General features: G+C 52.8%; 27 protein-coding genes and 3 tRNA genes. 10 read left to right on the top strand and 20 right to left on the bottom strand.

Annotation, left to right across the window (positions count from 1 at the left end):
* Nucleotides 1-5: 5 nt before the first annotated feature.
* Together ACZ47M_RS00790 and ACZ47M_RS00785 are read right to left on the bottom strand one after the other, a co-directional pair.
* Nucleotides 6-1,328, bottom strand: a complete 1,323-nt coding sequence (locus tag ACZ47M_RS00790; protein ID WP_315343325.1) for a tripartite tricarboxylate transporter permease — start codon at nt 1,326-1,328, stop codon at nt 6-8.
* 5 nt (nt 1,329-1,333) lie between these two features.
* The gene (locus ACZ47M_RS00785; RefSeq protein WP_315343238.1) at nt 1,334-2,143 is read right to left on the bottom strand and encodes an OB-fold nucleic acid binding domain-containing protein; all 810 of its coding nucleotides are present in this window, start codon (nt 2,141-2,143) and stop codon (nt 1,334-1,336) included.
* Nucleotides 2,144-2,333: 190 nt separating this feature from the next.
* Here ACZ47M_RS00785 and ACZ47M_RS00780 point away from each other — a divergent pair, with 190 nt between their 5' ends.
* Nucleotides 2,334-2,660: a hypothetical protein gene (locus ACZ47M_RS00780; RefSeq protein ID WP_315343236.1), complete on the top strand. Its 327-nt coding sequence runs from the start codon at nt 2,334-2,336 to the stop codon at nt 2,658-2,660.
* On the opposite strand, the gene ACZ47M_RS00775 is transcribed toward ACZ47M_RS00780, so the two are convergent.
* Nucleotides 2,628-3,275 (bottom strand): serine/threonine protein kinase, encoded by a 648-nt coding sequence (locus ACZ47M_RS00775; RefSeq protein WP_315343234.1) that lies wholly within the window; start codon nt 3,273-3,275, stop codon nt 2,628-2,630. The genes ACZ47M_RS00780 and ACZ47M_RS00775 overlap by 33 nt on opposite strands.
* Nucleotides 3,276-3,328: 53 nt before the next feature.
* Between ACZ47M_RS00775 and ACZ47M_RS00770 the strand changes: the two genes are divergently transcribed.
* Nucleotides 3,329-3,556, top strand: coding sequence for an Lrp/AsnC family transcriptional regulator (locus tag ACZ47M_RS00770; RefSeq protein WP_315343324.1), 228 nt, complete (start codon nt 3,329-3,331; stop codon nt 3,554-3,556).
* Between the two features lie 54 nt (nt 3,557-3,610).
* Here ACZ47M_RS00770 and ACZ47M_RS00765 read toward each other — a convergent pair whose 3' ends face one another.
* The 4 genes from ACZ47M_RS00765 to ACZ47M_RS00750 form a co-directional block, all read right to left on the bottom strand.
* On the bottom strand, nt 3,611-4,294 hold the full coding sequence (locus tag ACZ47M_RS00765) for a TIGR00153 family protein (RefSeq protein ID WP_315343232.1): 684 nt from the start codon (nt 4,292-4,294) through the stop codon (nt 3,611-3,613).
* Between the two features lie 4 nt (nt 4,295-4,298).
* The gene (locus ACZ47M_RS00760) at nt 4,299-5,519 is read right to left on the bottom strand and encodes an inorganic phosphate transporter (protein WP_315343230.1); all 1,221 of its coding nucleotides are present in this window, start codon (nt 5,517-5,519) and stop codon (nt 4,299-4,301) included.
* A 92-nt stretch (nt 5,520-5,611) separates the two neighbouring features.
* The gene (arcC, locus tag ACZ47M_RS00755) at nt 5,612-6,559 is read right to left on the bottom strand and encodes a carbamate kinase (RefSeq protein WP_315343228.1); all 948 of its coding nucleotides are present in this window, start codon (nt 6,557-6,559) and stop codon (nt 5,612-5,614) included.
* Between the two features lie 119 nt (nt 6,560-6,678).
* Nucleotides 6,679-7,941 (bottom strand): phytoene desaturase family protein, encoded by a 1,263-nt coding sequence (locus tag ACZ47M_RS00750; RefSeq protein WP_315343226.1) that lies wholly within the window; start codon nt 7,939-7,941, stop codon nt 6,679-6,681.
* 337 nt (nt 7,942-8,278) lie between these two features.
* On the opposite strand from ACZ47M_RS00750, the gene ACZ47M_RS00745 reads away from it, so the two are divergent.
* Both ACZ47M_RS00745 and ACZ47M_RS00740 read left to right on the top strand, forming a co-directional pair.
* Nucleotides 8,279-8,590 (top strand): hypothetical protein, encoded by a 312-nt coding sequence (locus ACZ47M_RS00745; RefSeq protein WP_315343225.1) that lies wholly within the window; start codon nt 8,279-8,281, stop codon nt 8,588-8,590.
* Between the two features lie 128 nt (nt 8,591-8,718).
* A complete protein-coding gene (locus tag ACZ47M_RS00740; protein ID WP_315343224.1) occupies nt 8,719-9,189 on the top strand; it encodes a hypothetical protein in 471 nt (156 codons plus the stop codon).
* Between the two features lie 12 nt (nt 9,190-9,201).
* On the opposite strand, the gene gor is transcribed toward ACZ47M_RS00740, so the two are convergent.
* The 3 genes from gor to ACZ47M_RS00725 all read right to left on the bottom strand — a co-directional run bounded on the left by gor (nt 9,202) and on the right by ACZ47M_RS00725 (nt 12,774).
* Nucleotides 9,202-11,160: a glyceraldehyde-3-phosphate:ferredoxin oxidoreductase gene (gene gor / locus ACZ47M_RS00735; protein WP_315343222.1), complete on the bottom strand. Its 1,959-nt coding sequence runs from the start codon at nt 11,158-11,160 to the stop codon at nt 9,202-9,204.
* Between the two features lie 139 nt (nt 11,161-11,299).
* Nucleotides 11,300-12,427: a fructose-1,6-bisphosphate aldolase/phosphatase gene (gene fbp, locus ACZ47M_RS00730; protein ID WP_315343322.1), complete on the bottom strand. Its 1,128-nt coding sequence runs from the start codon at nt 12,425-12,427 to the stop codon at nt 11,300-11,302.
* Nucleotides 12,428-12,537: 110 nt separating this feature from the next.
* Nucleotides 12,538-12,774, bottom strand: a complete 237-nt coding sequence (locus ACZ47M_RS00725; protein WP_315343320.1) for a hypothetical protein — start codon at nt 12,772-12,774, stop codon at nt 12,538-12,540.
* A 91-nt stretch (nt 12,775-12,865) separates the two neighbouring features.
* On the opposite strand from ACZ47M_RS00725, the gene ACZ47M_RS00720 reads away from it, so the two are divergent.
* The 4 genes from ACZ47M_RS00720 (at nt 12,866) to ACZ47M_RS00705 (ending at nt 14,934) form a co-directional block, all read left to right on the top strand.
* Nucleotides 12,866-13,005 (top strand) — tRNA-Trp (locus ACZ47M_RS00720).
* A 62-nt stretch (nt 13,006-13,067) separates the two neighbouring features.
* Nucleotides 13,068-13,143: transfer RNA gene (locus ACZ47M_RS00715), tRNA-Gln, on the top strand.
* 199 nt (nt 13,144-13,342) lie between these two features.
* Nucleotides 13,343-14,113, top strand: coding sequence for a type IV toxin-antitoxin system AbiEi family antitoxin domain-containing protein (locus tag ACZ47M_RS00710; protein WP_315343219.1), 771 nt, complete (start codon nt 13,343-13,345; stop codon nt 14,111-14,113).
* On the top strand, nt 14,110-14,934 hold the full coding sequence (locus ACZ47M_RS00705; protein WP_315343216.1) for a nucleotidyl transferase AbiEii/AbiGii toxin family protein: 825 nt from the start codon (nt 14,110-14,112) through the stop codon (nt 14,932-14,934). The genes ACZ47M_RS00710 and ACZ47M_RS00705 overlap by 4 nt, the downstream gene beginning before the upstream one ends.
* 201 nt (nt 14,935-15,135) lie before the next feature.
* On the opposite strand, the gene ACZ47M_RS00700 is transcribed toward ACZ47M_RS00705, so the two are convergent.
* From ACZ47M_RS00700 to ACZ47M_RS00675, 6 genes are all read right to left on the bottom strand, one after another.
* Nucleotides 15,136-15,300 (bottom strand): ADP-ribosylglycohydrolase family protein, encoded by a 165-nt coding sequence (locus tag ACZ47M_RS00700; RefSeq protein WP_315343213.1) that lies wholly within the window; start codon nt 15,298-15,300, stop codon nt 15,136-15,138.
* Nucleotides 15,278-15,439 (bottom strand): ADP-ribosylglycohydrolase family protein, encoded by a 162-nt coding sequence (locus ACZ47M_RS00695; protein WP_315343210.1) that lies wholly within the window; start codon nt 15,437-15,439, stop codon nt 15,278-15,280. Before ACZ47M_RS00695 ends, ACZ47M_RS00700 begins: the two co-directional genes overlap by 23 nt.
* On the bottom strand, nt 15,414-15,587 hold the full coding sequence (locus ACZ47M_RS00690; protein ID WP_315343208.1) for an ADP-ribosylglycohydrolase family protein: 174 nt from the start codon (nt 15,585-15,587) through the stop codon (nt 15,414-15,416). The genes ACZ47M_RS00695 and ACZ47M_RS00690 overlap by 26 nt, the downstream gene beginning before the upstream one ends.
* A gap of 23 nt (nt 15,588-15,610) precedes the next feature.
* A complete protein-coding gene (locus ACZ47M_RS00685) occupies nt 15,611-15,817 on the bottom strand; it encodes an ADP-ribosylglycohydrolase family protein (protein WP_315343318.1) in 207 nt (68 codons plus the stop codon).
* Between the two features lie 237 nt (nt 15,818-16,054).
* On the bottom strand, nt 16,055-16,426 hold the full coding sequence (locus ACZ47M_RS00680) for a hypothetical protein (RefSeq protein ID WP_315343206.1): 372 nt from the start codon (nt 16,424-16,426) through the stop codon (nt 16,055-16,057).
* Nucleotides 16,427-16,512: 86 nt separating this feature from the next.
* Nucleotides 16,513-16,803: an ADP-ribosylglycohydrolase family protein gene (locus tag ACZ47M_RS00675; RefSeq protein ID WP_315343205.1), complete on the bottom strand. Its 291-nt coding sequence runs from the start codon at nt 16,801-16,803 to the stop codon at nt 16,513-16,515.
* Nucleotides 16,804-17,077: 274 nt separating this feature from the next.
* Here ACZ47M_RS00675 and ACZ47M_RS00670 point away from each other — a divergent pair, with 274 nt between their 5' ends.
* On the top strand, nt 17,078-17,827 hold the full coding sequence (locus tag ACZ47M_RS00670; protein ID WP_315343203.1) for a lipoate--protein ligase family protein: 750 nt from the start codon (nt 17,078-17,080) through the stop codon (nt 17,825-17,827).
* On the opposite strand, the gene taw3 is transcribed toward ACZ47M_RS00670, so the two are convergent.
* A complete protein-coding gene (gene taw3, locus ACZ47M_RS00665) occupies nt 17,824-18,459 on the bottom strand; it encodes a tRNA(Phe) 7-((3-amino-3-carboxypropyl)-4-demethylwyosine(37)-N(4))-methyltransferase Taw3 (protein ID WP_315343201.1) in 636 nt (211 codons plus the stop codon). The genes ACZ47M_RS00670 and taw3 overlap by 4 nt on opposite strands.
* A gap of 141 nt (nt 18,460-18,600) precedes the next feature.
* On the opposite strand from taw3, the gene ACZ47M_RS00660 reads away from it, so the two are divergent.
* Nucleotides 18,601-18,678 (top strand) — tRNA-His (locus tag ACZ47M_RS00660).
* A gap of 73 nt (nt 18,679-18,751) precedes the next feature.
* On the opposite strand, the gene ACZ47M_RS00655 is transcribed toward ACZ47M_RS00660, so the two are convergent.
* The 3 genes from ACZ47M_RS00655 to ACZ47M_RS00645 form a co-directional block, all read right to left on the bottom strand.
* Nucleotides 18,752-19,183, bottom strand: a complete 432-nt coding sequence (locus ACZ47M_RS00655) for an EVE domain-containing protein (protein ID WP_315343199.1) — start codon at nt 19,181-19,183, stop codon at nt 18,752-18,754.
* A 75-nt stretch (nt 19,184-19,258) separates the two neighbouring features.
* Nucleotides 19,259-22,237: a helicase-related protein gene (locus ACZ47M_RS00650; protein WP_315343197.1), complete on the bottom strand. Its 2,979-nt coding sequence runs from the start codon at nt 22,235-22,237 to the stop codon at nt 19,259-19,261.
* Complete coding sequence (locus ACZ47M_RS00645; RefSeq protein WP_315343195.1) at nt 22,234-22,764, bottom strand: hypothetical protein; 531 nt, start codon at nt 22,762-22,764, stop codon at nt 22,234-22,236. Before ACZ47M_RS00645 ends, ACZ47M_RS00650 begins: the two co-directional genes overlap by 4 nt.

Raw genomic sequence — 22,764 nt, 5'->3', positions numbered from 1 at the left:
TCACATCACCCCAGCCCGAGCAGGTGCATAAAGGCTCCAGTGTTCCCGGTCATGCTGATAAGAACCGGCAGGATCAACCCGCCGAGGCAGTAGCTCCTTCTCGTGTTGAAGGCCGCCGCCATCATGCCTATGGCCGTTGAGATGAAGAGCACCACTACTCCCATCCAGCCTGTCAGGAGGTAGGAGATGACCACAAGCGTCACTGCAACAACGTAGGAGAGCTTCCTTATGTGGGCCACTTTGAAACTTCTGACTATCACCCTGGAGAGATAGTAGGTGAAGAGAAAGCTTATGCCGGCACTGAGGAGGATTACGCCCACCGCGGCCAGGTACTCAGCGTAGCTCTTGGGGGTGTAGACAGAGCTGACGAGCCACGCAGCGGCGCCCCTCGTGAGTCTTAGGTTTGGCAGGAAGAGCAGCGTGAAGGCTCCGACGTAGTAGATGACCCTGTTGACACCCTGACTTATGATAAAGGCGTCGTCGCCGCGCTGGCTCGTCATGTGGCCGGCAACGAGGGCACCCATTCCTCCGGTGATTATCGGGTAAACCGCCGCTATCGTTCCTCCGAGCGCTCCACCGAAGCTGGCCTTGAGTATGTTGTAGACGCTGCTCTCAACGTTATCTTCAGTTTTCTGGTCGAGCATCGGCGGATTTGAAAGGATGTTCAGCAAAACCCAGGACATTCCAAAGAAGCCTATAAACATCGGTGTTAGCCTTGTGTAGGCACTTGTCACTGGCAAAAGGTTTGTGTTCATAACCACGAAGCCCAGAAGACCGGAAAGGAAGAAGACGGCTATTCCTCCGAGGATCTGTCTCCATGCAAGCCAGAGCCTTTCTCCAGGTGTCTTGCCCCTATCGCCCTCCTTGGGCCACTCGCTCATGAACATGAAGACAACTATCGCCACCAGGAAGTAGGTGATGTAGGGACTCGTTGCCTGGTAGATCGGAGGAAGAACCCGGGGAAAGATGAAGAGCGCGCTCAGCACAAGTATCAACGTTCCTGCAACGGCTCCGATGAGGTAGAGCAGCACGGCTTCATGCCCCCTTCCAAGGAGCAGATAGCGCTGTGTCGGGAAGAGAAGGAAGACCGCACTCTCGTCGGCAACGCTGAAATAGACGCTGGATATAGCGCTGACGTAGGCGTAGGCCACAATGGCACCCACTGTGAAGAAGGGAAACGCTTCAACTGGCATGAACTCGCCAACGCCGAAGACTGCAACCAGGAGGGCAATGATGTTGAATATGTGGAAACCCGGGATCCAGGATATCAGCGAACCGAAGAGTACTCCTGCGAGCGACCAGGGCAAAATTGTGGAAAGGGCGAGCACGGCCATCACCTCACCTCAATGACGTTCCGCGTGTATGGAATGACCTCAACGGTTCCCTTGTATTCATCCACGTATCCGCCGACCCTTACCGTCTGACCCTTCTCGAACGTCATGTCGCCAGCGACGCTCTTAGGTATGAAAACAACGAGTTTACCGCTTCCGTCGTCTACAGTCAGCTTTACATACGTTGATCCGGTGTATACATCCACTACAGTACCCTCAACTATCACGGTTACCCCCTTCATGTCCAGGGTAACGCTTCCGGTACTGACTTTCCTGGCCGGGACTGCATTCACCACGGATATTGAAACAATCCTCTTGTTGGTAGCGTCGTAAGTTATGCGCAGCAAGCTACCCGTCCCTGCCTCAAAGGGGTTTGGTATTATTTTGTTGGAAACGGTCAGGTTAGCCTCCCCGCTGGAATCCTTTACGAGCATCACATAGGTAGAGTTGACGTAGTAGAGCTTGACCCAGGTGACCTCGAGCGTAACGTTTCCGCTGGCGGAAGCAAGGTCAGCAAGGGTTACCCGTCTAACCGTTGTTGTGGTTGTAGTGGTAGTCGTGGTTCTGGATGTCGTGGTAGTCATTGTTGTCGTGGTTCTATATGACGGAGTGGATGTTGTTGTAGTCGTTGTGGTCTGTATAGGAAGCGGCTCCCCGTGGGCAAGGATGGCCTTTCCGGTGTAGGGGACGACCTCAAGCGTCCCCTGGTACTCCTCCACGTAACCGCCCATCCTGACTCCAAGGCCTTTCTTCAGGCTGTCCCTGGTAGTATTGTCGAGCTCTGAGATGGCGGATGAGGGTATGAACACCACTATCCTACCAGTCCCGTCATCGACAGTGAGCTTGAGATTGGATCCTACCTGAGCAACGTCAACTATGTTGCCCTCGATGACAACTATTCTGCCATATGCCCGTTATGCCAACACGCCCCCTATCCGATTGCGGCTCAAGCTTGAAGGAGATGCTTAAAAGTATCTAACGCTAACCCCGATGGGTGGTGGAATGAAAGAAACGGCCATTGTCGGGATAATATTCACGGCCGGGATATTAATCTCCGTGCTCTCCAAAACTTACTATGGGGTTGTTTTCGCGGCCCTCGGCGTTCCGGCTTATCTGGCCTACGTTGCCAGGCACCAGAACATACTGGCAAAGTCGAGGCTTTACGACAGGGATCTTTTCCTTATGATACTTATAGCCCTCGGTGTGATGCTCCTTTTCAACTACCTCTGGGATCCAAGACTCGGCCTGATAGCCCTTGCAGTTGCAGTTCCGGTGCTGGCCCTTATACAGGACAGGCTAAAGTCTGGAAAGAAGCCTCAAAATTCCTGAGAGCTTTGCAGTTTTTTTGTATTCTACCAGCTCATTCCTGAGCTCGTCAAGAAAATCGCAGCCAAGGGAAAACTTTTCTCTAATTCTTTTGGCTATTGAATTGTCTCCCAAAAACATCATCGCCATCGCCGAAGTGAGGTTTCTCGGCCTCCTCCAGTTGGCTTTCTCGAAATCGATAAAATAAACGGGCTCCCCGATTATTATGTGCTTCCCTCCCTGAATCTGGCCATGGTCTAACCCGAGCCTATCTAAAAGGGCCGCCTTGAGCGCTATTTCGATTATGTGGGACTTCTCAAGGTCGGCGTACAGAATGGGCTCGCCGGAGGCGAACTCCCGGACCATGTAATTTAGGCCTTTGAACACCCCCGTGAAAAGCAAAGGCGGCGTTATTCCGAACCTGGACACTAGCTGTGTCAGTTTGGCTTCCGTCTCGAAGTTGTTTCTGGGGGAATCCGGCCTTTGAAGCTTAACGATTACTTTTTTCTCCCCGAGGTTTCCGGTAAAGACCAGACTGGTGGTTCCCTTTGAGTAAGCTTGCAGGCCGCTTATCCCGCCTTTCTCCAGTTCTGCAGAAAACTCCTCAACGAAGTTTTGGGGGAGCAGGCTCTCGAACATAATCCTCGATAACCTTAAATACTTCGGCGATTAAAATTATTTTGGTGATGCCCATGGTGACGGCGTTTATCCTGATGGTTACTGCCGCCGGAAAGGAAAGGGAAGTCATGGAGAAGCTTCTGGCAATGCCCGAGGTTAAGGAGGCTTACGTGGTCTACGGGGAGTACGACCTCATCGTTAAGGTCGAGACCGAGACCCTCAAAGACCTTGACCAGTTCATCACGGGAACGATAAGGCGCATGCCCGAGGTTCAGATGACCTCGACGATGATAGCCATCTGACCCTCTTGTTCTTTCTTTCTGGAAAGTGGAAAAAGAAGCTCACCGTTAATAGCCTTACTCTTTTGGCGGCTTCATCATGAGCCTCAGTCTCTCGGCCGCATCCTTTGCTTTATCAGAGATGTTGCTAACGGTTCTCGCTATGTTGAGGATGTAGAAACCGTCGGCCCAACTCAGATTGTCAGCAATTTCAAAGACCTTCCGCATAAGTTCCGTGTCAAGGTCGTCTATCTTGCTCTCAACGTCCTCTATCTCCTGGATTATCCTGTATTCAGCCTTTATCTGGTTCTCCGAGAAGCCGCTCTCTATAACCCTATCCATCTGGACTATCGCCTCGTGGAGGAGTTTTGCCGCCTTTATGCTCTCTGCTCCCATCTGGATTATTATTTCCTCGATCTCCGCGGGAATCTTGCCTGATTTCTTCACGAGGAGCCACTTGGCGGTGTCTTCGGCTGCATCGGCCACCTTGTCCTGCATGTGGAGATATATGAGGATGTCTTCCCTGGAGACAGCCATCATAAGATTCGAGCTGAGCGAGTCGCGGATTTCCTCCTTTATCTCGTCAGCTACGTCCTCAATGCGGTCTATCTCGACCGCTAACCTGTTCATCTCCTCGTAGTCTTCCCTCTTCCATGCTTCGAGGGCCTTCTCGAGGGTCTCGACTGCCTCTATTACTACCTCGGAGTGCTTTATTAGCGGCTTGAATGGGCTCTTCGCGAAGAGCTTTGTCCAGACCTGCATGCCATCACCCCACGAGCAGGAGGATCTTGAATATGGCCGCGCTGATCAAAGCGGCTACCGGAACTGTGACGAACCAGGAGATTATTATATCAATAACGATGTCCTTGTTTATTGCCTTTACTCCCCTGGCGAGGCCAACACCTACAACCGCTCCCACAACGGTGTGGGTTGTTGAAATCGGCAGTCCGAGCCAGCTCGCTATTAAAACCACGGTCGCGGCTGAAAAGTCTATGGTGAAGCCCCTGGTGTTCGTCAGCTCTGTTATTCTCTTTCCAACTGTCTCTATGACGCGGTAGCCGTAGGTTGCAACACCGACTGCTATTCCCAGGCCGCCCAAAGCAAGTATCCACCTGGGCACGGGAACCTTCATTCCCGCCATCCCCATGCTTGCCACTGCGTAGACTGCCGCCACAGGCCCGATCGCGTTGGCAACATCGTTGGCGCCATGCGCTAGGGCCACGTATCCAGAGGTTATGACCTGGACGCGCTTGAATATGCTCTCGACACCTACCAACGGGTCGTCGCTCGGGAAGTGGAGCTTTATCAGGGGGTATGCCACGAGGAAGGTAACAACGCCCGCGGGGAGGCCGTAAAGCATCACGCCAGTCCTTAGGTCGCTCCCGTGGAGGACTTTGTTGTAGAACATCGTAGCTATCACAATGGCAGCCAAGCTTATCCAGAAGGGCGACCAGAGGTGGGCGCTTCTAACCGGGTCCCCTGTTTCAAAAATGCTCCTCGTCATGGCCCTGAACACCAGGAAAGCCATTATGGCCCCGATGATGGGGGATATAATCCAGCTGAGGACGACCTGTGTCATCTTGCCCCAGTTGACTATCGCCGTTCCGGCGTAGACGATTCCGTAGCCGACTATTCCTCCTATTATCGAGTGTGTCGTCGAGACTGGCAGACCGAACTTGGTCGCTATGACCAGCCAGAGGGTAGCCGCGAGAAGGGCCGCTATGGAGCCGTAGATGAGCACATTGGGATCTGTTATCCTCGCCGGGTCAATGATTCCACTCCTTATCGTCTCGGTAACGCTCTTGCCGAAGAAGTAGGCGCCTATGAATTCGAGGACTCCCGCTATGATAACGGCCTGTTTCGGCGTTATAGCATTTGCCCCCACGGCGGTGCTCATTGAGTTGGCCGCGTCGTTTGCCCCTATAGCCCAGGCCATGGCAAAACCGAGGATTATAGTTATCAGCAACCACGGATCCACCTCGCTCACCAGAATTAAATAGCGGGCGCTCTATAAATATCTTGCCGCAATAAAATATAAGTGTGAATATAGGAAATATATAGATACATAGAAAATATAGTTCAGCCCCTGACAACCTGCGTCCCGGTTTTTCCTTCAAGCGCTTCAACAGCCCTGTCCAGGGAGGCTATAACGGCCCTCTCGCCGCCCCACTCCACGAACCTTATCGCGGCGAGAACCTTCGGGGCCATGCTGCCCTTCTTGAAGTGGCCCTCCTCATAATAGCGCTTCAGCTCATCCACAGTAACCTTTCCAAGCCACTTCTCATTCGGCTTTCCGTAGTTTATCGCTGCACCGTTGACGTCAGTAAGGATCATGAAGATGTCGGCCTTTACTTCTTCAGCGAGCCTCTCTCCGGCCAAGTCCTTGTCTATTACTGCCTCAACGCCCTTCAGCTGACCGTTCTCTTCAATTACCGGAACACCGCCCCCGCCGCTGGCTATGACTATGAAGCCCTTCTCTACAAGGTCAACTATAACAGGAGCTTCCACATGGCCCTTCGGGTCAGGACTGGCAACGACTCTCCTCCATCCCCTTCCGGCGTCTTCTATAACCGTCCAGCCCTTTTCCCTCGCGAGTTTCTTTGCCGTCTCCTCATCGTAGAACGGACCCACTGGCTTGCTCGGATTCTTGAAAGCCGGGTCATCCTTGTCGACGAGGGTTTGGGTGACTATCGTGGCAACGGGCCTCTCAACTCCCCTCTTTCTAAGCTCGTTTATGAGGGCCTGGCCGATCATATAACCTATCTGTCCCTGCGTCATAGCGCCCGCAACGTCCATCGGCTGGGCCGGAATACCGTGAACGTGCTGGCCGGCATCCATCTGGAGGAGCAAAGCCCCAACCTGCGGCCCGTTGCCATGGGTGATAACAACTTCGTAGTCTCCGCTGAGGATTATCTCAGCTATCTGCTCTGCAGTTTTTCTCACGTTCTCCATCTGCTCTTCGTAAGTTCCCTTCTGACCTCTCTGGAGGATTGCGTTCCCGCCAAGGGCTATAACCACCCTCTTCATTCTCCCACCTCCGGGGATGAACAATTCCGATTAAGGGCATAAAAACGTTCGTTAGGTGCCTAGGCTGTCCATCAGAAAAAGGTTCGATTTATCCGTGTCTATGTTTACAAAATAAAGGCTCAGAGATACCATTCAGAAAAGCTCCAGAGGTTTAGCCTCTCGAGGGTTCTCATCACTCCGAGGGCAATACCGTCAACCTCTATTCCCCCGGGGGGCTTGTAGGCGTCGCCGACGATGTAAACATCCCCAATCGGAAAGTCCTCCACAGTTTGCCCGCTGGCAACCCGGTTTACGGGGTTTCCATCCAGGTAGGTCTGGATTAGCAGGATTTCACCCTTTTCATCGAGGCTGGAAAATATCCTGTAGATGTCCTCGATGCCCTTCCTCTGCTCTGCCTTGACGTTTCTGCTCTGGAGTGCGTGGTGGAGCATTATCAGCGTATAGCCTTCCGGCGCAAGCTCCGGGGAAACGCTGGATGGCTCGTTGTAGCCGTTTATCCTCTCGGTGTCGAGGGTGAAGACGACTGTGTTTCCCACCCTCGGTTCGCCCTTCAGGGCGACGTTGTACTTTATGCCCTCGCTCGGCCTGAGGGAGTCAACGCGCTTTAGGTACTCGCGGTCGAAGTTGTCCCTGCCTATTAGCTCGACGGTTTCTCTTACGCCGATGTTGGAGATGAGAACGTCGTAGTGGAGCTCATCCCCGTCGGCTGTGATGACCCTCTTCCCGTCCGGGTCTATCTGCTCAGCCCTCTTCCTCGTGAGAACTTTTCCGCCGTTAGCTTCGGTTATCCTAGCAAGCTCGTCCGTCACAGCTTTACAGCCGCCCTTAACGAGACCAGGCCCTCCCCACTTCAGGGCCGCTTTTATCTCTCTCGCCAGTTCTCCAGCGGGAACGTCAAGAACGCTGTCGGCCCAGCCGAGGAAGCTCTTGATGAAGAGGTCAACGAACTCGCTATCACCAATTTTCTCCCTTATCCACTCCCGTCCGCTCATCTCGGCCTCTTCGCCTGTGGGAAGCTTGTTCCTCTTTATATCAGCGAGAAGTTTCATGGCCCTCGCCCTCTCGCGCCAGCTTAGATACTTCCAGCCGTCGCGGTAGTGGAAGGTTTTTCCCTCGTAGAGTATCTTGCCCTTTGGATCGGAATTCACTATAGTAACGTTTGCACCGAGGAGCCTGAGGAGGTGAGCCAAGGGCCCGTCTTCGCCGTGGGGAAGCATGTGGAAGGCACCTGTGGAGAGGCCGAAGCCTCTGTAGTTCAGATTCGTAAAGCGGCCGCCGATGTAAGGTGCCTTCTCGAGGACCGTAACTTCGTAGCCGTTCTTGGCGAGGAAGGAGGAAGTCAAAAGCCCGCCAATTCCAGAGCCTATCACCACCGCCCTCATCTTATCACCTGAAAGACTGAAAAGGCGAGAAATATAAGGGTTTGGCCGTTGCATGGGTGTGCAACCCCTTTACTCCAGTTTCTTTTGGCTCATCCTAAGATTGGAACACTGCTTGGAATGAATTTATAACATAATAAACAGCGAAGAGTTTTTATTCAACGCGAAAGAAAGGTTTATAAAAGGAAAACTCAAGGTTTAGCCAAAATCCAGGAGGGGTGAAGCACGAATGCTCCCCTATTTAATTTTCGCTTTTTTAAGCGGCATAACAAAGGGAAGCACCCTGTTGATCCTCGGCATAACAGGCGTGCTTATTTCAATCCTGATTCCGCAAACGCCCATGAAAAAGGTAGAATCCCTGACTTTCATTGTTACCCTGATTTGTCTCAGGGTCATCTACACACTCGACGATATAACTCTACTCTGGCTGTTCCTGGCACTGGCGCTCCAACTTGGCTACGTCATGATTGCCCTGAAAAACGTAAAGACCACAAAAGCATTTTTGGCCGGGCTTTTTGTATTCGCGGCATTTTCCACGATTACCTCGGGTTCATACCTCCCCACGGTGACCATAACGGCCCCCGCAATTCTCTTGGTTCTCTACGGCTTTGAGGCGATAAGGGGTGATAAAAGGTGCTTAGAAAAAGCTTAATCGGATTAGCTACGCTAATGATTTTAATGTTCTCCGGTTACGGCCTTTGCGAAAATAGCGCCAAAATAACCGTAGATGCCACAATACAAGAGAAATGGGTTGAGTTCAACTTAACTTCAGGGGATGCGATGGTAATAAGGATCTTGAACATCAGCGCGGCCAACGTGACCTTCGTCAAGGGGCCCGGGATCATAGTGTCACCGGTGGGAGGGGAATACCCTGCCCTGGCTCCAATAGTGACACTTTACTTCGACCTCAACGGCAGTGCCTACGCGTTCTTTCCATCGGAAACCCTCAGTCTGGGGCATTGGGAGAAAGGGGAAAACATTACATTAATGATGGCGGATAGAACGATCATAATAGAAAACGGTAACATCGTGAGATCCTTCAAAGCTCCGACCGAGATTAAACCGGCTCACTACATCACCGTCGGAACGACATCAAAGATGATGAACGCTACACTGGAGATCGAGAAATTTAGCCTCTTTGATGAAAAGCCACGGAGAAGCGAGGAGGCAGTACCTTCGATGAGCTTTGTCTACTTTCTCGTGGCACTGGATGTAGGAGCCGGGGCCCTCGTCTGGTATAAAAAGAAGTAAAAAGCTTTATTTTTACAGCCTCCACTCCACCCCAAGCTCCCTGCTGTAGGCGTCAAGAACCTTTTCAAGGTACTCCTTGGCGGTGCCGACCTTGTCTATCCTGAACTTTTCGGCCCAGCGCTCGTTCCCGAACTCCTTGCTTCCGGCGGCGACGAGGTCTATGACACGCATGCTGTCCCAGAAGACTGGAGTGTAGCCTGCCTTCCTCGCAAACTCAATGAGCCTCTTTATCTGCTTCCTCGCGTGCTCCTCCATGTCTATGTTCTCCCCATAGGCCTCCATGAAGAGGGCCTTGAGGACGGGCGTCAGCCAGCCGCGGTGGAAGCGGCACCAGCCGAGGTTGTCGTACCAGAACTCCCAGAGGGCGCTGGCTATTATCTTCTGGGCGAGCTCCTCGGGCTCGAGGAAGACGCCGAACTGGTATAACGTCCAGTATCTTCCCTGCACTGGGAGCGGGATGTAGTTGCCTATGGCCCAGTACATCGTTGGCGTCATCTCGCCGTCCTCGCCGAGCGGTGTAAATACTGCATAGTCCTTGAAGCTCTCACCATAGCTGAGCCTGTCCTTGAACTTTTCATCCAGAATTACGCTGGCTTTCCTCTTTCCGAGGCCAATTATCTTCGCTATCTCGTTTTCCCCAAAGGCGACGCGGTGAGCCAACTCTGCAACAAGCTTCGCGTTCTTCTCGCTCGCCTCGACGGGCCTCTCAAGTAGAGCATCCTTAGTAAAGTCGGGCTTATCGCTTAGGCCGACTTCCTCTGGCCTGAGCAGTCCGCGGTGAACGAGCTCGAGGACCCAAGCGGCCGTGCCACCGAACTCTATGGCGTCGAAGCCCATCGCATCCACCGCTGGAACGCTTATGTCGCTCGCCCTCAACGTTATCACGCCGCTGAGCGGGCCGTTGGCTTCCCTCGGCTCGTACTCTATGTGGTGTCCGTTGGCGTACTTCTTGCAGACGACCGGGCAGGGTTCGCCGCAGTTCGTCCAGTTCTGTGGCTCTATGGCCTCCCTGTTGAAGGGCTCCCAGTAGTGCTTCATTATAGCCTCGTGTATCTTTATGCGCTCCTCCTTCTCAATGTAGGGCATCTGCCAGTTGAGAATCGGAACGAAGTCGCCCTCGGCCGGATAGTTCCCTCCAAAGGTTCCGCCGCTCTTCAGCTTGGGGTCGTACTTGTATTTAACTGTTTTCTCGGCTATGACGTCGTTGTAGGGCTTCTTGTGCACGCCCTCGACTATGCTCTTAACCGTTCTGAAGGATGAGATGTCCTCACCGGGGAAGGCCCTCTTCCTGGGCTTTCCACCGAAGATTATCCCGACGACGTTGTGGGCCCTTAGGAGAACTGAACCGGAGCCACCCCTCGCCGCCCAGTCCTCACTTCCCTCAACGCGCTTGCCGTTCCTGAGTGTCTGGGAGAATATGGCACCATAATTGCTGTTGAGTGCGGCAGGCCCGACGACCGCTATGCGGTACTCAAAGTCAAAGCGCCCGCCGAAGGTGTCTATGAGGTACTGGGTAAGGGCATAGACGCCCTCTTCGCCCCTGTAGCCCTTCCATATTTCCATGACTCTCTCCAGCTCGATCTCGTGGAGCTCAGCCTTGACGTTCTCCCCGTCGTTGTAGAGGATGACAACTACAGGCTTCTCGGCTTTCCCCTCAAAGGTAACGAAGTCAACGCCAACGTTCTTGAAGGCGTAAGCGGCTCCACCCATCGCCGAGGGGAAAAGCGTCCCGTAGAGCGGTGAGCGGAAGAAGAACATGAGCCTGTGGGCTCCGGGTAAGATTGAGCCTGAGAAGGGCCCCATGCCCATCACAACAATGTTCTTGGGGTCGTATGGGTCTACGCTGTGAGTTCCGAGCTTCTCGTGGAGCTCGAGGCCGTAGTCTATGACCCCGTAAACCCCATCCTTCTCAAAATTCTCGCTCTCTATCTCTTTCTCGTCCAGCTTCAAGTGAAGCACGGTGAACCTCATGCTCCCACCCCTTTGTATCACTCCGGGTGTTATCTCTCTTTTGAAGAATATTTAAGGTTTCCGCCAGGACTCGGAAATACGGCGGGGGGATATAAAAACGTTGGTGATTAAAAGGGTGCAGGGTAGGGATAAGCAAAGATCACTCGATGTCCTCGAACCTTTCTTCAAGCCTCTCGAGGACGCCCGGAAGGGTCGTGTACTCCATCTCCTCCATCGGGAGCCTGTGCGGCTCGAAGGGCCCGTGTCTGCGCATATATTCAGCTATCTCCACAGCTTTCCGCCTTGCGTGGTCGAAGGCAGGGTCGTCGAACAGGTCAACCGGGCCGACGAGCTCTCCCCTCGGGCTTATCTGCCAGCCGAGTGCCACTACCCTCGGCGGACCATCGAACCTCGTCGGGTTGGCCTGGTGCATTGGAACCGGCATTACCGGGCCGTTGTGGGAGCCCCTCATCCAGCCGCTGACGAGGTGGGGGAAGGCGAAGGGCTCGAGGACCTCACCGAGGGCCGGGAGGCCGCCCTGGGCCCTTACTATTGCCACCGGGTCATCCTTGCCGACGTATTCTCCAGCCACCTCGTAGAGCTTCTCAGTGCTTACAACGGCGACTGGCTCGTCCTTGCTTATTGAGTGCCCCTCCTTCGGGTAAACGCGCTTTATAACGTAGCGGCTCTTGGCACCGATGAGCGCCAACAAATCATAGAGCTCCTCCGGCGTGTTGAGGATGACGCGCCTGTGCTTGAGGATGTCCCAGACCTCAAAGCGGAAGCCCATGTGCATCTTAGGGTCAATCACCAGTCCGGCAGTGTTGAAGGGGTCTGCAAACATCCTGAATATCGGGAGGTTAAAGGCTCCGGGCTCGGTCTTGTCCATGTGGAAGGTAACAACGGGCTCGCTCTTTCTGAGGGTTATCTCCATCTCGGCAACGCCCGGCCCCATACCGCGGACGTTACCGCTGAAAGCGTCCCTGAGGAGATCCTGACCGGCCCCGTAGAGGCCCAGCTCTTTGGCAACTTCAGTGGCCGCTTTAAAGGCATCCCAGGCGAGACCGTGAACCTCGGGGCTGTCAACGCCCTTTTTGTGGGTCATTATAAGCTGAAGGTCGTCGCCGCAGGTAGCGACGTAGAAGTCTATTATCGTCCCCTCCCCTCTGGCCCTGCCCAGGATTTCTTCGGCAGTCTCGACGAGCTGGGGGTGAACCCTTGAGTGTCCCGGCCAGCCGCCGATGTCCGCTTTTATAACGCTGAGTGTGACCTTCTCCCCAACCAGCATGCAAACCACCGTAACCATAACCACTTTTATGCTTATAAAACGTTAATATCACCGCCGATGATACACAAAAAAGCGTCAAATTCGGGCGTTCTAAAAAGGGAAGAAGAGGATCACTCACAGATGTCAGTCCAGCCGAACTGCTCCTTTGCTACCTTAATTAGGTTTTTAAGTTCCTCCTTCTTGATATTGACGCTCGAGCTCGCACCAACGAGTGCTATGATGCCGTGAACCTCCTCCTGAACCTGAATGACCTCGTCGTGGACCTTGACAACCCTGAGCTCCCTCTTTGCAGTCTCCTCCTCGCTTACCCTGAACTTGTCCTTTCCGATAACTATAGGCTCCTCCACGGCAACCACCCCATTATATTTGCACCTCAAGTTAATAAAACTTCCGCCATCACAAAACTTATAAACCCCGGGAGATTAGCTAAAACCGGACGGGGGCGTGGTGTAGCCTGGTCCATCATCGCGGGCTCCAGAGGTATGAGGACTTGCGGGTTTGCTGAGAGGGGATGAGCCTTTGGAGCTCTGACCCGGAGAAACCCGCGGACCGGGGTTCAAATCCCCGCGCCCCCACCATCGATTCTGCCGAAGGCTCAATCCTAAATTTTATAAGGTAAAGGCCGCTCCTTCTACCGGGCAGCCCCGTGGTGTAGCGGCCAAGCATGCGGGACTTTGGATCCCGCGACCCGGGTTCGAATCCCGGCGGGGCTACCATAGAAGCTTTTGCCCGGCAAAAGTTTCACCAAAGCCTGTACGTGCTCTTCGAGTGCTTTACTCGGGAGCTTTTCACTAACCAGGTTGGGTATTCCGAGCGTAAAGTTCGGCCTGTTCCTTCGCTCGGACTCGTAACCAAAAACTTAAATTTAAAAATTCTTAAATAATCCCAAAGATATTTAGCATAAGGTGAGAAAAAATGAACAAGATGACAGTGCTCAGGAAGCTTATGGAAATGGGCGATGCATTCACAGTCATGGAGGCAAGGAACAAGCTGGGGATAGATGGCAAGCTCCTGAACTACTATCTACGAGAACTTACCAAGGAGGGGTTTCTGAGGAGGCTCACAAGGGGCATCTATGCAGTAACCCCTAATCCAAGCCAGCCACCTGCCACAGACGAGTTTCTTCTGGCATCGTTAATCGTAAAGCCCTCCGCTATCGCCTACTGGAGCGCCCTCAACTATTACGGACTCACCGAGCAGATTCCCGGAATAGCGTTTGTCCAGACTCCCCGAAAGAGGGGGTACCCAAGAGAAATGAGCATCGGAGGGCAAAGGTTTAAGGTCATAACCGTCAGACCCCACAAGTTTTTTGGACTGGACACTATCAAGGTAGGCAGGAGAAACATCAGCATAACCGACCCTGAAAAGACGTTAATTGACTGCCTCGATAAGCCCCAGTATTGCGGAGGCATCATAGAAGTCATGAAAGCGCTAAGAAACGGTTCTTTTGATAGAGAAACCATTTTGGAGTACGCGGAGGAAATGAGGAACACGGCAGTTCTGAAGAGACTCGGTTTTCTCAGCGAAAGGCTTGGACTTGGCCTTGAGAGAGAAATAAAAATACATGAGAAGAGCCTCAGGAGTTTCCCCCTGCTGGACCCGACAATGCCCTCGAAGGGCCGTTTTGACCGCAAATGGGGCCTTAGAGTGAATGTTCCCGAAGATTACTGGGGTGAGCTTGAATGATAGAGGATGAGATAAAGCAGAAGGCCAAGAGACTAGGAGTTCCTATTTCCACTGTCGAAAAGGATTACGCAATAAGCTGGATGCTTTACGGGGTCTGGAAAAGCGGACTCTGGAGGCAACTGGCATTCAAGGGGGGAACCTGCATCAGGAAGGCTTACATTGAGGGCTACCGCTTTTCGGAGGATCTTGATTACACCCTAATAGGAGCGAGAGACGCTGAAATGTTTAGAGAAATTCTCGGAAGGGCTGTTGACTTCGCAAATGAGGGACCCGTTAAGTTCATGGAACCTCTAATTGAGGAAAGGTTTGGCGTGGAACATTACATCGGACAGCTCCTGGGATTTCAGATCAAGATCCCGTTTAGACTGCTGAGCCGAACCGGAGTTCCCGCGAGGATTAAGATGGACATAACCCTCGAACGGTACGAGAAGATCCTCCTACCCCTTCAGGATAAACGGGTTCTCCACAGTTACTCGGATTTTTCCAGATTTCGTATGGTTCGGGTTAAGGCCTATCCTCTTGAGGAGATATTTGCGGAGAAGGTTAGGGCGCTTTTTCAGCGGACTCGGCCGAGGGATCTTTACGACGTCTGGGCGCTGAAGGAGTTTATTGATCTGAAAACCGTGTTAAAGATACTGCCCGAGAAATTCGAGAATAAGGGCGTTAGACCGGATTTAGAGTGGCTAAAAGACAACAAAGAGTATTATTGGAGAGCATGGGAGAAAAGTCTTGGGCACCAGCTGAAGGAACTCCCAGAGTTTGAAAGGGTTTGGATGGAGATCATGAGATTCGTGGAAGGGATAACAAAAGAATGGGGCTGATTGGGAGCGACCCGGGTTCGAATCCCGGCGGGGCTACCATAGAAGCTTTTGCCCGGCAAAAGTTTCACCAAAGCCTGTACGTGCTCTTCGAGTGCTTTACTCAGGGGCTTTCCACTAACCCGGAGTTAGTATTCCGAGCGTAAAGTTCAGCTTGTCCCACCAACTATGAACGCAGTAACCCCCTACTGCCCACCTCCTCGCTCAAATAAGAGAAAACACGAAATCATTGACTATCCTGTCAATTAGTTCTTTGGCCTCTATCTTCTCAAGCCACTCCCCAGGAACGGCTTCAAAGCCATAGTACGTTCCCGCCGGCCCTCCAACCACCGCGCCTGTCGTATCACTATCCTCCCCCCAGTGAGACAACCTCTCTAACCGCATCCTCAAAACTGTTGTTTCTCAAAAAGGCCCAGAGAGCCGCCTCCAGGGTGTGAACAACGTAACCACTCCCTTGAATTTCCGATTCAGCAAACTCGTGCTCAAGCTCCCGCGAAAAGGGTTCCATTGGATCTCCCAGCAAGTTCAACTGCCTCTGAATATGCATCAAACTTGTCAAGCCCGCCTAGAATGTTCCAGACCACCATCGAATAAACGCCGCAACCTACGAGGGAGCGCGGATGAGCGTGAGCCAGCATTGAAACTTCATGAATCATCCGGAGTCGCTCTTCGAGGTTCTTTATGGTGAGACCCCTTCAGCCAAGCGTTCTATCGCACGTGACGTCGTGAGGTCTTCATCAAAAGCGTACCCCCTTGGAGTGAACTCCCCGTCATAGTACCAGCTGATGAAATTCCGAGCAATTCTTTCTAGACTGTAACCGTCTTTTAGCGCGTGGGCGGTCGCCAGAGTTAGGGATGAGTCATCGCTCCAAAGCCCGTCGAGCATTGGAATATCCTTAGGGAGGGGAGCGTCTCCCACAACGACCCCCAGAGTCCGCCCTTAAGGCTAGACACCAGATCAGGCCTGTTGTCCATTGACTTTCACCTCCAGATATGCCCATTCAAAAGGTTTCCCTTTGCCGGCTTCATGAGGAAAGTCTCTACTTTAACGACCAAGTCTACAAAGATGCGTGGCATGAGGTTCCCATTAAGTACCGGGGTAAGTAAATGTTCAGGGAACGCTTTAACCCCGTGAAGGGTTCCAACCAAATAGCCAACTATCGCTCCGACAGTATCGGCTGTCTTTACTGCTGAAAACGGCCAGGGTAATTGCTTTCGTCGGGTCATCAGCATAGAGCATCATTGTGTAGGGGGCCATCGGCACGATCTCGAGGAGATACGCACCCGAGCCAACGGCGGTGTTCAAGTCAAGAAGACTCCACCCACTGGAGAGAGCCTTTTCCAAGGTTTTCTCAACGAACTCCCAGGCTGGCCCGGAATAGGATTTGAATTTTCCGAACCTCGGACTGTATCGGGAGAAATCGCCCTCAGCATCGCTCCACAGTTCTCCGGTAGGGTTTAGTAAATGGGGTATCACAACAGGGGAAAGCCTCATTAAAGCACCGTTCCCCGCACTCTCAACCCCCGAAAGATACCACGGCTTTCCGATTCCAATTATCCATTCAGAGCTGAACCTGTCCGCTAGGGCTTTCGGGTCGAACCATTCCTCTCCAAGAACACCTCAATGGTCCAAAAAGTCAGCTGGATGTCATCCGTGATGTGCGCTTCCGGCAGGTAGTCGTTTATCATCCTGAAATTTTCTTCACTGGGTGGCTTCCCCTCAAACGGCGAACCGAGGGCATCTCCGATGGGAACTCCGAGTAGCATTCCCCTGACTTTGCTCAATTGAACGCGGTCAATTAGTTTTGGTTTGCCGTAAAGGAGTTTGGATTTCTCGGCGTTGAGGAGGTTCTCTTCAAAGAGGACGTCCATTATGCAGGCAGTACTTTTGCACTCTGAGAGTTTTCTTTCAGGTTTGGTTGAACTATGAGGCATTTTTATCCCTCAATTTGGCGTTCTCCCCCCACAGGATAAGGGAGTTAATCCTTTTAACCCTATCGAATGTCTTGCTGTGTGTTCTCTGGATGACAGAGGTTCATTAAACGCTCAGTGGTGACCACTCTCCTCATCGTCCCCTCGGAAGGGCTTGGCGTCATCATCGCTGGGCTTAAAAACTCCCAAGGCCTTTTAACCCTGGTGGTTCCAGATGAGGTTCATCCCGCTCATTGTAGCCAGGCCCGAGGTTCAGATGGCGATAGACGAAGCAATAATGCAAGCCAGAATCGAGGGAAGGGTTCCGGACACGGTGAGGCTCTACGCCTTCAGCCCAAGCTCAGTAACCATGGGCCGCTTCCAGAGCATCGTCCACGATGTCAACCTCGAAGAGGCGAAAAAGCTTGGCATTCCGGTGGTAAGGAGGATTACGGGCGGAGGAAGCGTCTTCCACGACGAGTTCGGGGAGATAACTTATTCTGTTGTCATTGGTGAGGACTTCCACCCTGCCCTGAAGAACGTCGAGAGCAGCTACCGCTATTTGGCCGGCCCCCTCGTTGATGCGCTTAAGGAGCTCGGCCTCGAAGCGGGCTTTTCTGGCCTGAACGACATTATAGCGAACGGAAAGAAAATAAGCGGCTCGGCACAGACGAGAAGGAAAGGAGTGATTCTACAGCACGGCACATTCATGTACTCCACGCGCGTCGATATTCTCGGAAGAGTTCTGAGGGTTTCGGGGGAGAAGCTCAGAGATAAGGGCGTTTCAGGCATATGGGAGCGCGTTACAACCCTTGAGCGCGAAGGAATAAAGCTCAGCCGCTGGGAGGCCTACGAGTTGCTCAAGCAGAGCTTCTCCAATGCTTTTCCGCTGGAAGAGAGCGAACTCACCGACTACGAGCTCGAGCTGGCGGAGAAGCTTGTGGAAGAGAGATACGGAAATCCCGGATGGAACGAGATGCGCTAGGGGATTCTCCAGTTCCCCATTTCAAACTTCTCAGCAAGCTCGTAGAACAGCTCATCCTCACCAAGCTCTTCCCTAAGCTTTCTGAAGTTTTCCTCCAGCCGCGGGAGTCTCCCCTTCGAGCGTTTCAGCATGGAGTTGCCGACCTCAACGGCAAAGCGGAGGTAACCCTCGTCTACTAAGACCTTCCCGTCCTTCCCGAGGGGGGCGGTGAGGTATTCCGTGGCGTTTATCTCGACGAGGTAGCGGCTGGAGATGACCTTAAATGTGGTGTATTTAAAGCCGCTGGCCAGTCCAATCTCGTGGAGCTTTTTGGCCCTTTTCCTGTCCTCTGCGACGATGTGGAAAATCGGTGGCTGGCTCTTGAGGAAGATAAGGCCTTCCCTCGCGTCCCCCAGAGCTTCCCGCGCTTCCTCAAATTTTATAGGCCTGTGAACTTTCACCAGCCACCGGGAGAGTGGCTTCGCTCCCAGGGCAGGTTCCTCGATTATGCCTATCCTGCCGGAGCAGGAGGAAGTCGTGTATATCCCCCTGATCGAGTTGATGAGGAGGAGAAGGTCAATTATGTCCCCGTCCACCTTTCCTTCCTTCATTGCCGTGAAGAGACCCGCGAGAGCCTCGCGCTTGGCTTTCATCTCAAAACACCTCACCAGCTGGTTTTGGGCTAAATTTCAGTTTTAGCACCTTCTCTTGCCACACAACCACTTATCGGGGCGTTTTTCAGGGATTCTGGCGAAAACTTTATAAAGCTAACCCAAAAGGTTTAGCTGGAAGTGGCCGGGGTGGTGTAGCCTGGTCTAGCACAGGGGACTGTGGATCCCCTAGCCCGGGTTCAAATCCCGGCCCCGGCCCCATAACGGCCCTTACAGAGCAAGCGCTGGCGGAAAGTTGCTGACTGTTCTGGATAACAACTAAAAAGATGAAAAGTCAAAGGAGCCCTTCAATCAGCTTGTAATCCTCTTCTGGGATTTCCCTCATGGCTTTGCCCATTAAATGCCCGCTCCACTTCTTTTTGTTAGTGATGAACTTCAGCTTCGGGATCAGCGGCTTGAAGTCGAGCTCGCCGAGCTTCAGGGGCTTAACCTCTATCCTCAGCGGGTAGGTCTCATTTGAGTGTGGCGGGCTTTTGAAGATCCTCGTTGAATCCTCATAAGGCTCGCTAACGACCTCAAAGATGCCCACGACCATGGGTTCGAGGACTTCCCTGTCCTTCCGCTCCTGCTTCAGGTAAATCACAAGCCTGTCGCCGGGTTTAACTTTGGCGATAGTGTTCTTGTGCCTCTTCGCGACTTCCCAGACGTTCCTGTTCTTAACAACCTCCCAGTTGTCGCGATTTGTGATGCAGAGCCAGTACCTCATTTCAAACCACCCCTCTTACTTTTGTCTTTGGTATACATATCTTTTGTGGAGTCCCCACAAAGCAATACCAAAGAATCACCCCACCGAGAGCACCTTCCGGACCCTGTCCCTCACACCAACACTGACCTTTCCGGTGATCTCAACTTCCTCCCCATCTTCCAGGACAGCATAAACCTTAGCATCCCTCTCAAAGGGATGGAACACCTTCAAAATGACCGGCCTGTTCTTTCCAAGGTTCGCGACGATATAAATCCAATACCTGTCCCTATGACTTTTTGCGAATTCATACTCTGCAGACGTGACCTCCGCGGTAAGCAGAAGCGACTTGTGCCCCTTGACCTCAATGAACTTCTCCCCCTCGGGCTCAACGACCCTAACGTCATAATGCTCTTTCAAAGAGACATCCTCGACTTTCCAGTCTCCACCGGAGCCATACTTCCTTTCCAGCCTCTTTCTCTCGAGCTCCAGGACAACTTCCATCGCCCTCCGCTCGCTTTCCAGGATGTCCTCCAGGGGAACAAAGTTCCTTTCAGTGATGTGCCTGTACTCATCCGTTGGCGCTTCTACGTCTTCCTCCGAGAACCCATAAACGTCGAGAATAACACCTGGAATGTACTTTAATATGTTGAACCTCTCCTCGCTGATGCCCTCGATTCTCAGCACCTCAGTCACCTGAACCACCGTGCTCCTGAAGAGGCCCTCCCCCTTCAGTCTGCCCCGCGAATTTTCGTAGTCTCTGTACTTTGTCCTGAGGCTGTAAAGCCTATCCCTGGCAAACGTCTCGACCTTGGAAGATGCCACACGCTCCTCCATAGTGGGTTCCGGCCGGCCAATAACAACAAAACCCCGCGAAAACACTTCAGTAAGGTGCTCCAGCAGCTCGACGCCATAGAAGAGCTCAAAATTTTCACCTTTTATGAGGACAGGATAACGGTGAACCTCCTTCCCAGATTCCTTATCGACCAGCCGCACAAGGTAAAGGTACTCAATACCACTCATACCCCGCACACCAATCCTCACCGGCTCCAACTCCGAGGGCCCTCCCCCGACGATATCATGGAGAACCGGCAAAATCTCGGGGACGTTCTTCCTCCCTAAAACCTCGGTGATGTAAACCCTCAGCACTCTGGAGACCTCCTCCCCGTCAAAGTCCCTCCGGGCGAGTATACGCTCGAGCTCCTCCCGAACCTGCCTCGCCGTGTCGGAAGGAACCATCTTCTCAATGTTCTGGCGGAGGTTCCTCAGAGTACGCACTATGGCTCCCACATAACCGGTCATTTCCCTCTTTATTGATGCAAGCACAAGGTCGTACTCGGAAGGCTCCTCTCCCGGAGTGCCCTCTTCCGCCGCATCTTCCTTCCATATGGCCTCAAAATCCCCGGAGAACATCTTTTTTCCAAAAACGGGTTTGCCAATGTGCTGGGCGCTTCCGATGGCTTCGGTTATGTTCATGATTTTCCGGTAAAGGTTCTCCAGGACATACAGGTCTGCCTCCGTCGCCAGGAACAGAGTGTAAGCGGTTGTCTCCCTCGGCTGGCTGAGTCTCCATATCCTCCCAACCCTCTGTTCCAGCTTTATCGGGCTCCAGGGAGCCTCGTAGTTTATAACAACGCTGGCCACCTGAAGGTTCAACCCCTCCGAGGCGACATCAGTCGAGACCAAAAGCTTTCCATGCCTCTCAAACTTTTTCATCTGCTCCTCTACTTCTCCACTCGACATTCCCCCGTAAAGGACCGAAATATCCTCATTTCCAAGCGCGACGTTGTACTTCTCTGCAAGGATCCTGGGGAGCTTTCTCCTCACGTATTCCAGCGTGTCCTTAAACTCCGTGAAGATTATCACCTTCTCCCCCCGCCCGAGGTGGTGTGAAACAATCCTGGCAACCATTTCGAGTTTGCTGTCATTCTCTCCGATCTGCTTTGCCAGCTCGAGAAGTTCTTTGAACGACTCGACCTGTTTTCTGTCGAGAAGAGGGGAGTAGCTTTCAATTATTTTTTCGACAACGTCATCGAGATCGTTGAAGTCCTCCAGCTCAATCTCGTCATAGCCGAGGCCAAAAAGACTTTTGATGTACTCGTCAATCTTTTCAGCATTCCCTCCCCCGCCGGAGCCCACACTATCGACAATTTTGCGGATCGTCTTCATCGCCGCTTCATAACTCGATGACGCCCTCTTTTTGACAAGAACTGCAAGAAGAGCCCTCGGAGAGTTTTTCCCGGCGTTCTTCGTCATTTCGAAAAGCACTTCATCGAGCCTGCCAAGAAACTCCCTTTCGGCCCCGGACACCTCAACAACAACCGCACCAAAATGACATTTTTTGAAAACCTCCCTGCCCTCAAGCTCATTGACGACCTTTTTTGTCCTCCTCAAAACGAGCGTATCCCGGGTTTTTTTGTAAAAATCGGGCCTGTCAAGGTTCCGGAACTGGTCCATAATGGTCGGGTCGAGTAGAGCTATCCTCGCGAGATAATCAACCGGATTGCCCCTGTGGGGCGTCGCCGAAAGAAAAACTACATTGAAATCCTTTTTCTTCCCGACAAGGGCCCTGAGGAACTCATACCTCTGAGTGCCGAGGGTACTATTATGGACTTCGTCAACGATCACCAAATCCCACGGGACATTAAGAAATTTCTCATTGTGGGGATACCTCTTGGCGAGGTCAATCGAGACAACCACGTATCCATCCGCATTCCTCAGCTTGCTCTCAACCTCGTGGCCGTTCTCGATTACTGTGGGAAAATCCCCGACCCTTCTTATCTCCTGCTCCCACTGCTCGCGGAGAATCTTCGGCACGAGGACAAGGATTTTCTTAGCCTCTCCCCTCAGCTGAAGATACCTCGCAATGGCCAGCGCCTGGACAGTCTTCCCCAGCCCAATTTCATCGGCGATGAGCATCCTCACCGGCCGGGTGATCATGGCATGGTAAAGGGGCTGGAACTGGTGCCTGAACGGAGTTATTGGCTTCCTCCCGGGGGCCGTCAAAGTGGTGTAAAAGAGTGCGGGACTGTGGAGGAGAACGTCCCGCAAAATTCCTTCTGGAACCTTCTCGCTCAAACCCACTCCACCTCCAGGAAGCGTTTTGCGAGGTAATCAAGCTTCCTCCGGTTCTTGTACTTCCAGTAGGCGTTCTTGAACTTAGAGGCCCAGAAGTGGAGCTGTATCGGTTCCATCGAGAGCACGTAGTCCTCGAGCTGACCCCACTCCGCGGGCGTCTTTAGGGCCGACATGACAACGCCGTAAATCATCAGACGGAGGTAAGCGTAATCATCGCTGGTTCTCAGGATTATCCGCTTGTCCCCGCTGTACTCAAGCCTTTCCTTCTCTGAGGGGGACAGGTTCAGCCACTCGAGGAGGCTCTCCTTTGCTTCGATCCTGTAGCCCAGCTTCTTGGCAAAATTGAGAAATTCGGGGAGGTAAACCCTTGCCCTCGCCTCCACTTTTCCCAGGACTTTTTTCTGCTCCCCTGCGCCCATAACGCTGAACACCGGCATGAACTCGACCAGCTTCTGCTCCCGCGTTACGGGGAGGAAGGCCTTCTTTATGTATCTGAGGTTCACCTGGTACTCAACGCTGCCCTCCAC

This window comes from Thermococcus waiotapuensis (assembly GCF_055384795.1).
This window is presented reverse-complemented; position numbering and strand designations above follow the sequence as displayed.

Bases quoted from the DNA above. Each gene is read 5' to 3' on its own strand.
- ACZ47M_RS00780 (WP_315343236.1), top strand. From the start codon at position 2,334: ATGAAAGAAACGGCCATTGTCGGGATAATATTCACGGCCGGGATATTA.
- ACZ47M_RS00775 (WP_315343234.1), bottom strand. From the start codon at position 3,275: ATGTTCGAGAGCCTGCTCCCCCAAAACTTCGTTGAGGAGTTTTCTGCA.
- ACZ47M_RS00770 (WP_315343324.1), top strand. From the start codon at position 3,329: ATGGTGACGGCGTTTATCCTGATGGTTACTGCCGCCGGAAAGGAAAGG.
- ACZ47M_RS00765 (WP_315343232.1), bottom strand. From the start codon at position 4,294: ATGCAGGTCTGGACAAAGCTCTTCGCGAAGAGCCCATTCAAGCCGCTA.
- arcC (WP_315343228.1), bottom strand. From the start codon at position 6,559: ATGAAGAGGGTGGTTATAGCCCTTGGCGGGAACGCAATCCTCCAGAGA.
- ACZ47M_RS00750 (WP_315343226.1), bottom strand. From the start codon at position 7,941: ATGAGGGCGGTGGTGATAGGCTCTGGAATTGGCGGGCTTTTGACTTCC.
- ACZ47M_RS00745 (WP_315343225.1), top strand. From the start codon at position 8,279: ATGAAAAAGGTAGAATCCCTGACTTTCATTGTTACCCTGATTTGTCTC.
- ACZ47M_RS00740 (WP_315343224.1), top strand. From the start codon at position 8,719: ATGGTAATAAGGATCTTGAACATCAGCGCGGCCAACGTGACCTTCGTC.
- gor (WP_315343222.1), bottom strand. From the start codon at position 11,160: ATGAGGTTCACCGTGCTTCACTTGAAGCTGGACGAGAAAGAGATAGAG.
- fbp (WP_315343322.1), bottom strand. From the start codon at position 12,427: ATGCTGGTTGGGGAGAAGGTCACACTCAGCGTTATAAAAGCGGACATC.
- ACZ47M_RS00710 (WP_315343219.1), top strand. From the start codon at position 13,343: ATGAACAAGATGACAGTGCTCAGGAAGCTTATGGAAATGGGCGATGCA.
- ACZ47M_RS00705 (WP_315343216.1), top strand. From the start codon at position 14,110: ATGATAGAGGATGAGATAAAGCAGAAGGCCAAGAGACTAGGAGTTCCT.
- ACZ47M_RS00695 (WP_315343210.1), bottom strand. From the start codon at position 15,439: ATGGAACCCTTTTCGCGGGAGCTTGAGCACGAGTTTGCTGAATCGGAA.
- ACZ47M_RS00690 (WP_315343208.1), bottom strand. From the start codon at position 15,587: ATGATTCATGAAGTTTCAATGCTGGCTCACGCTCATCCGCGCTCCCTC.
- ACZ47M_RS00685 (WP_315343318.1), bottom strand. From the start codon at position 15,817: ATGCTCGACGGGCTTTGGAGCGATGACTCATCCCTAACTCTGGCGACC.
- ACZ47M_RS00680 (WP_315343206.1), bottom strand. From the start codon at position 16,426: ATGAGGCTTTCCCCTGTTGTGATACCCCATTTACTAAACCCTACCGGA.
- ACZ47M_RS00675 (WP_315343205.1), bottom strand. From the start codon at position 16,803: ATGGACGTCCTCTTTGAAGAGAACCTCCTCAACGCCGAGAAATCCAAA.
- ACZ47M_RS00670 (WP_315343203.1), top strand. From the start codon at position 17,078: ATGAGGTTCATCCCGCTCATTGTAGCCAGGCCCGAGGTTCAGATGGCG.
- taw3 (WP_315343201.1), bottom strand. From the start codon at position 18,459: ATGAAAGCCAAGCGCGAGGCTCTCGCGGGTCTCTTCACGGCAATGAAG.
- ACZ47M_RS00655 (WP_315343199.1), bottom strand. From the start codon at position 19,183: ATGAGGTACTGGCTCTGCATCACAAATCGCGACAACTGGGAGGTTGTT.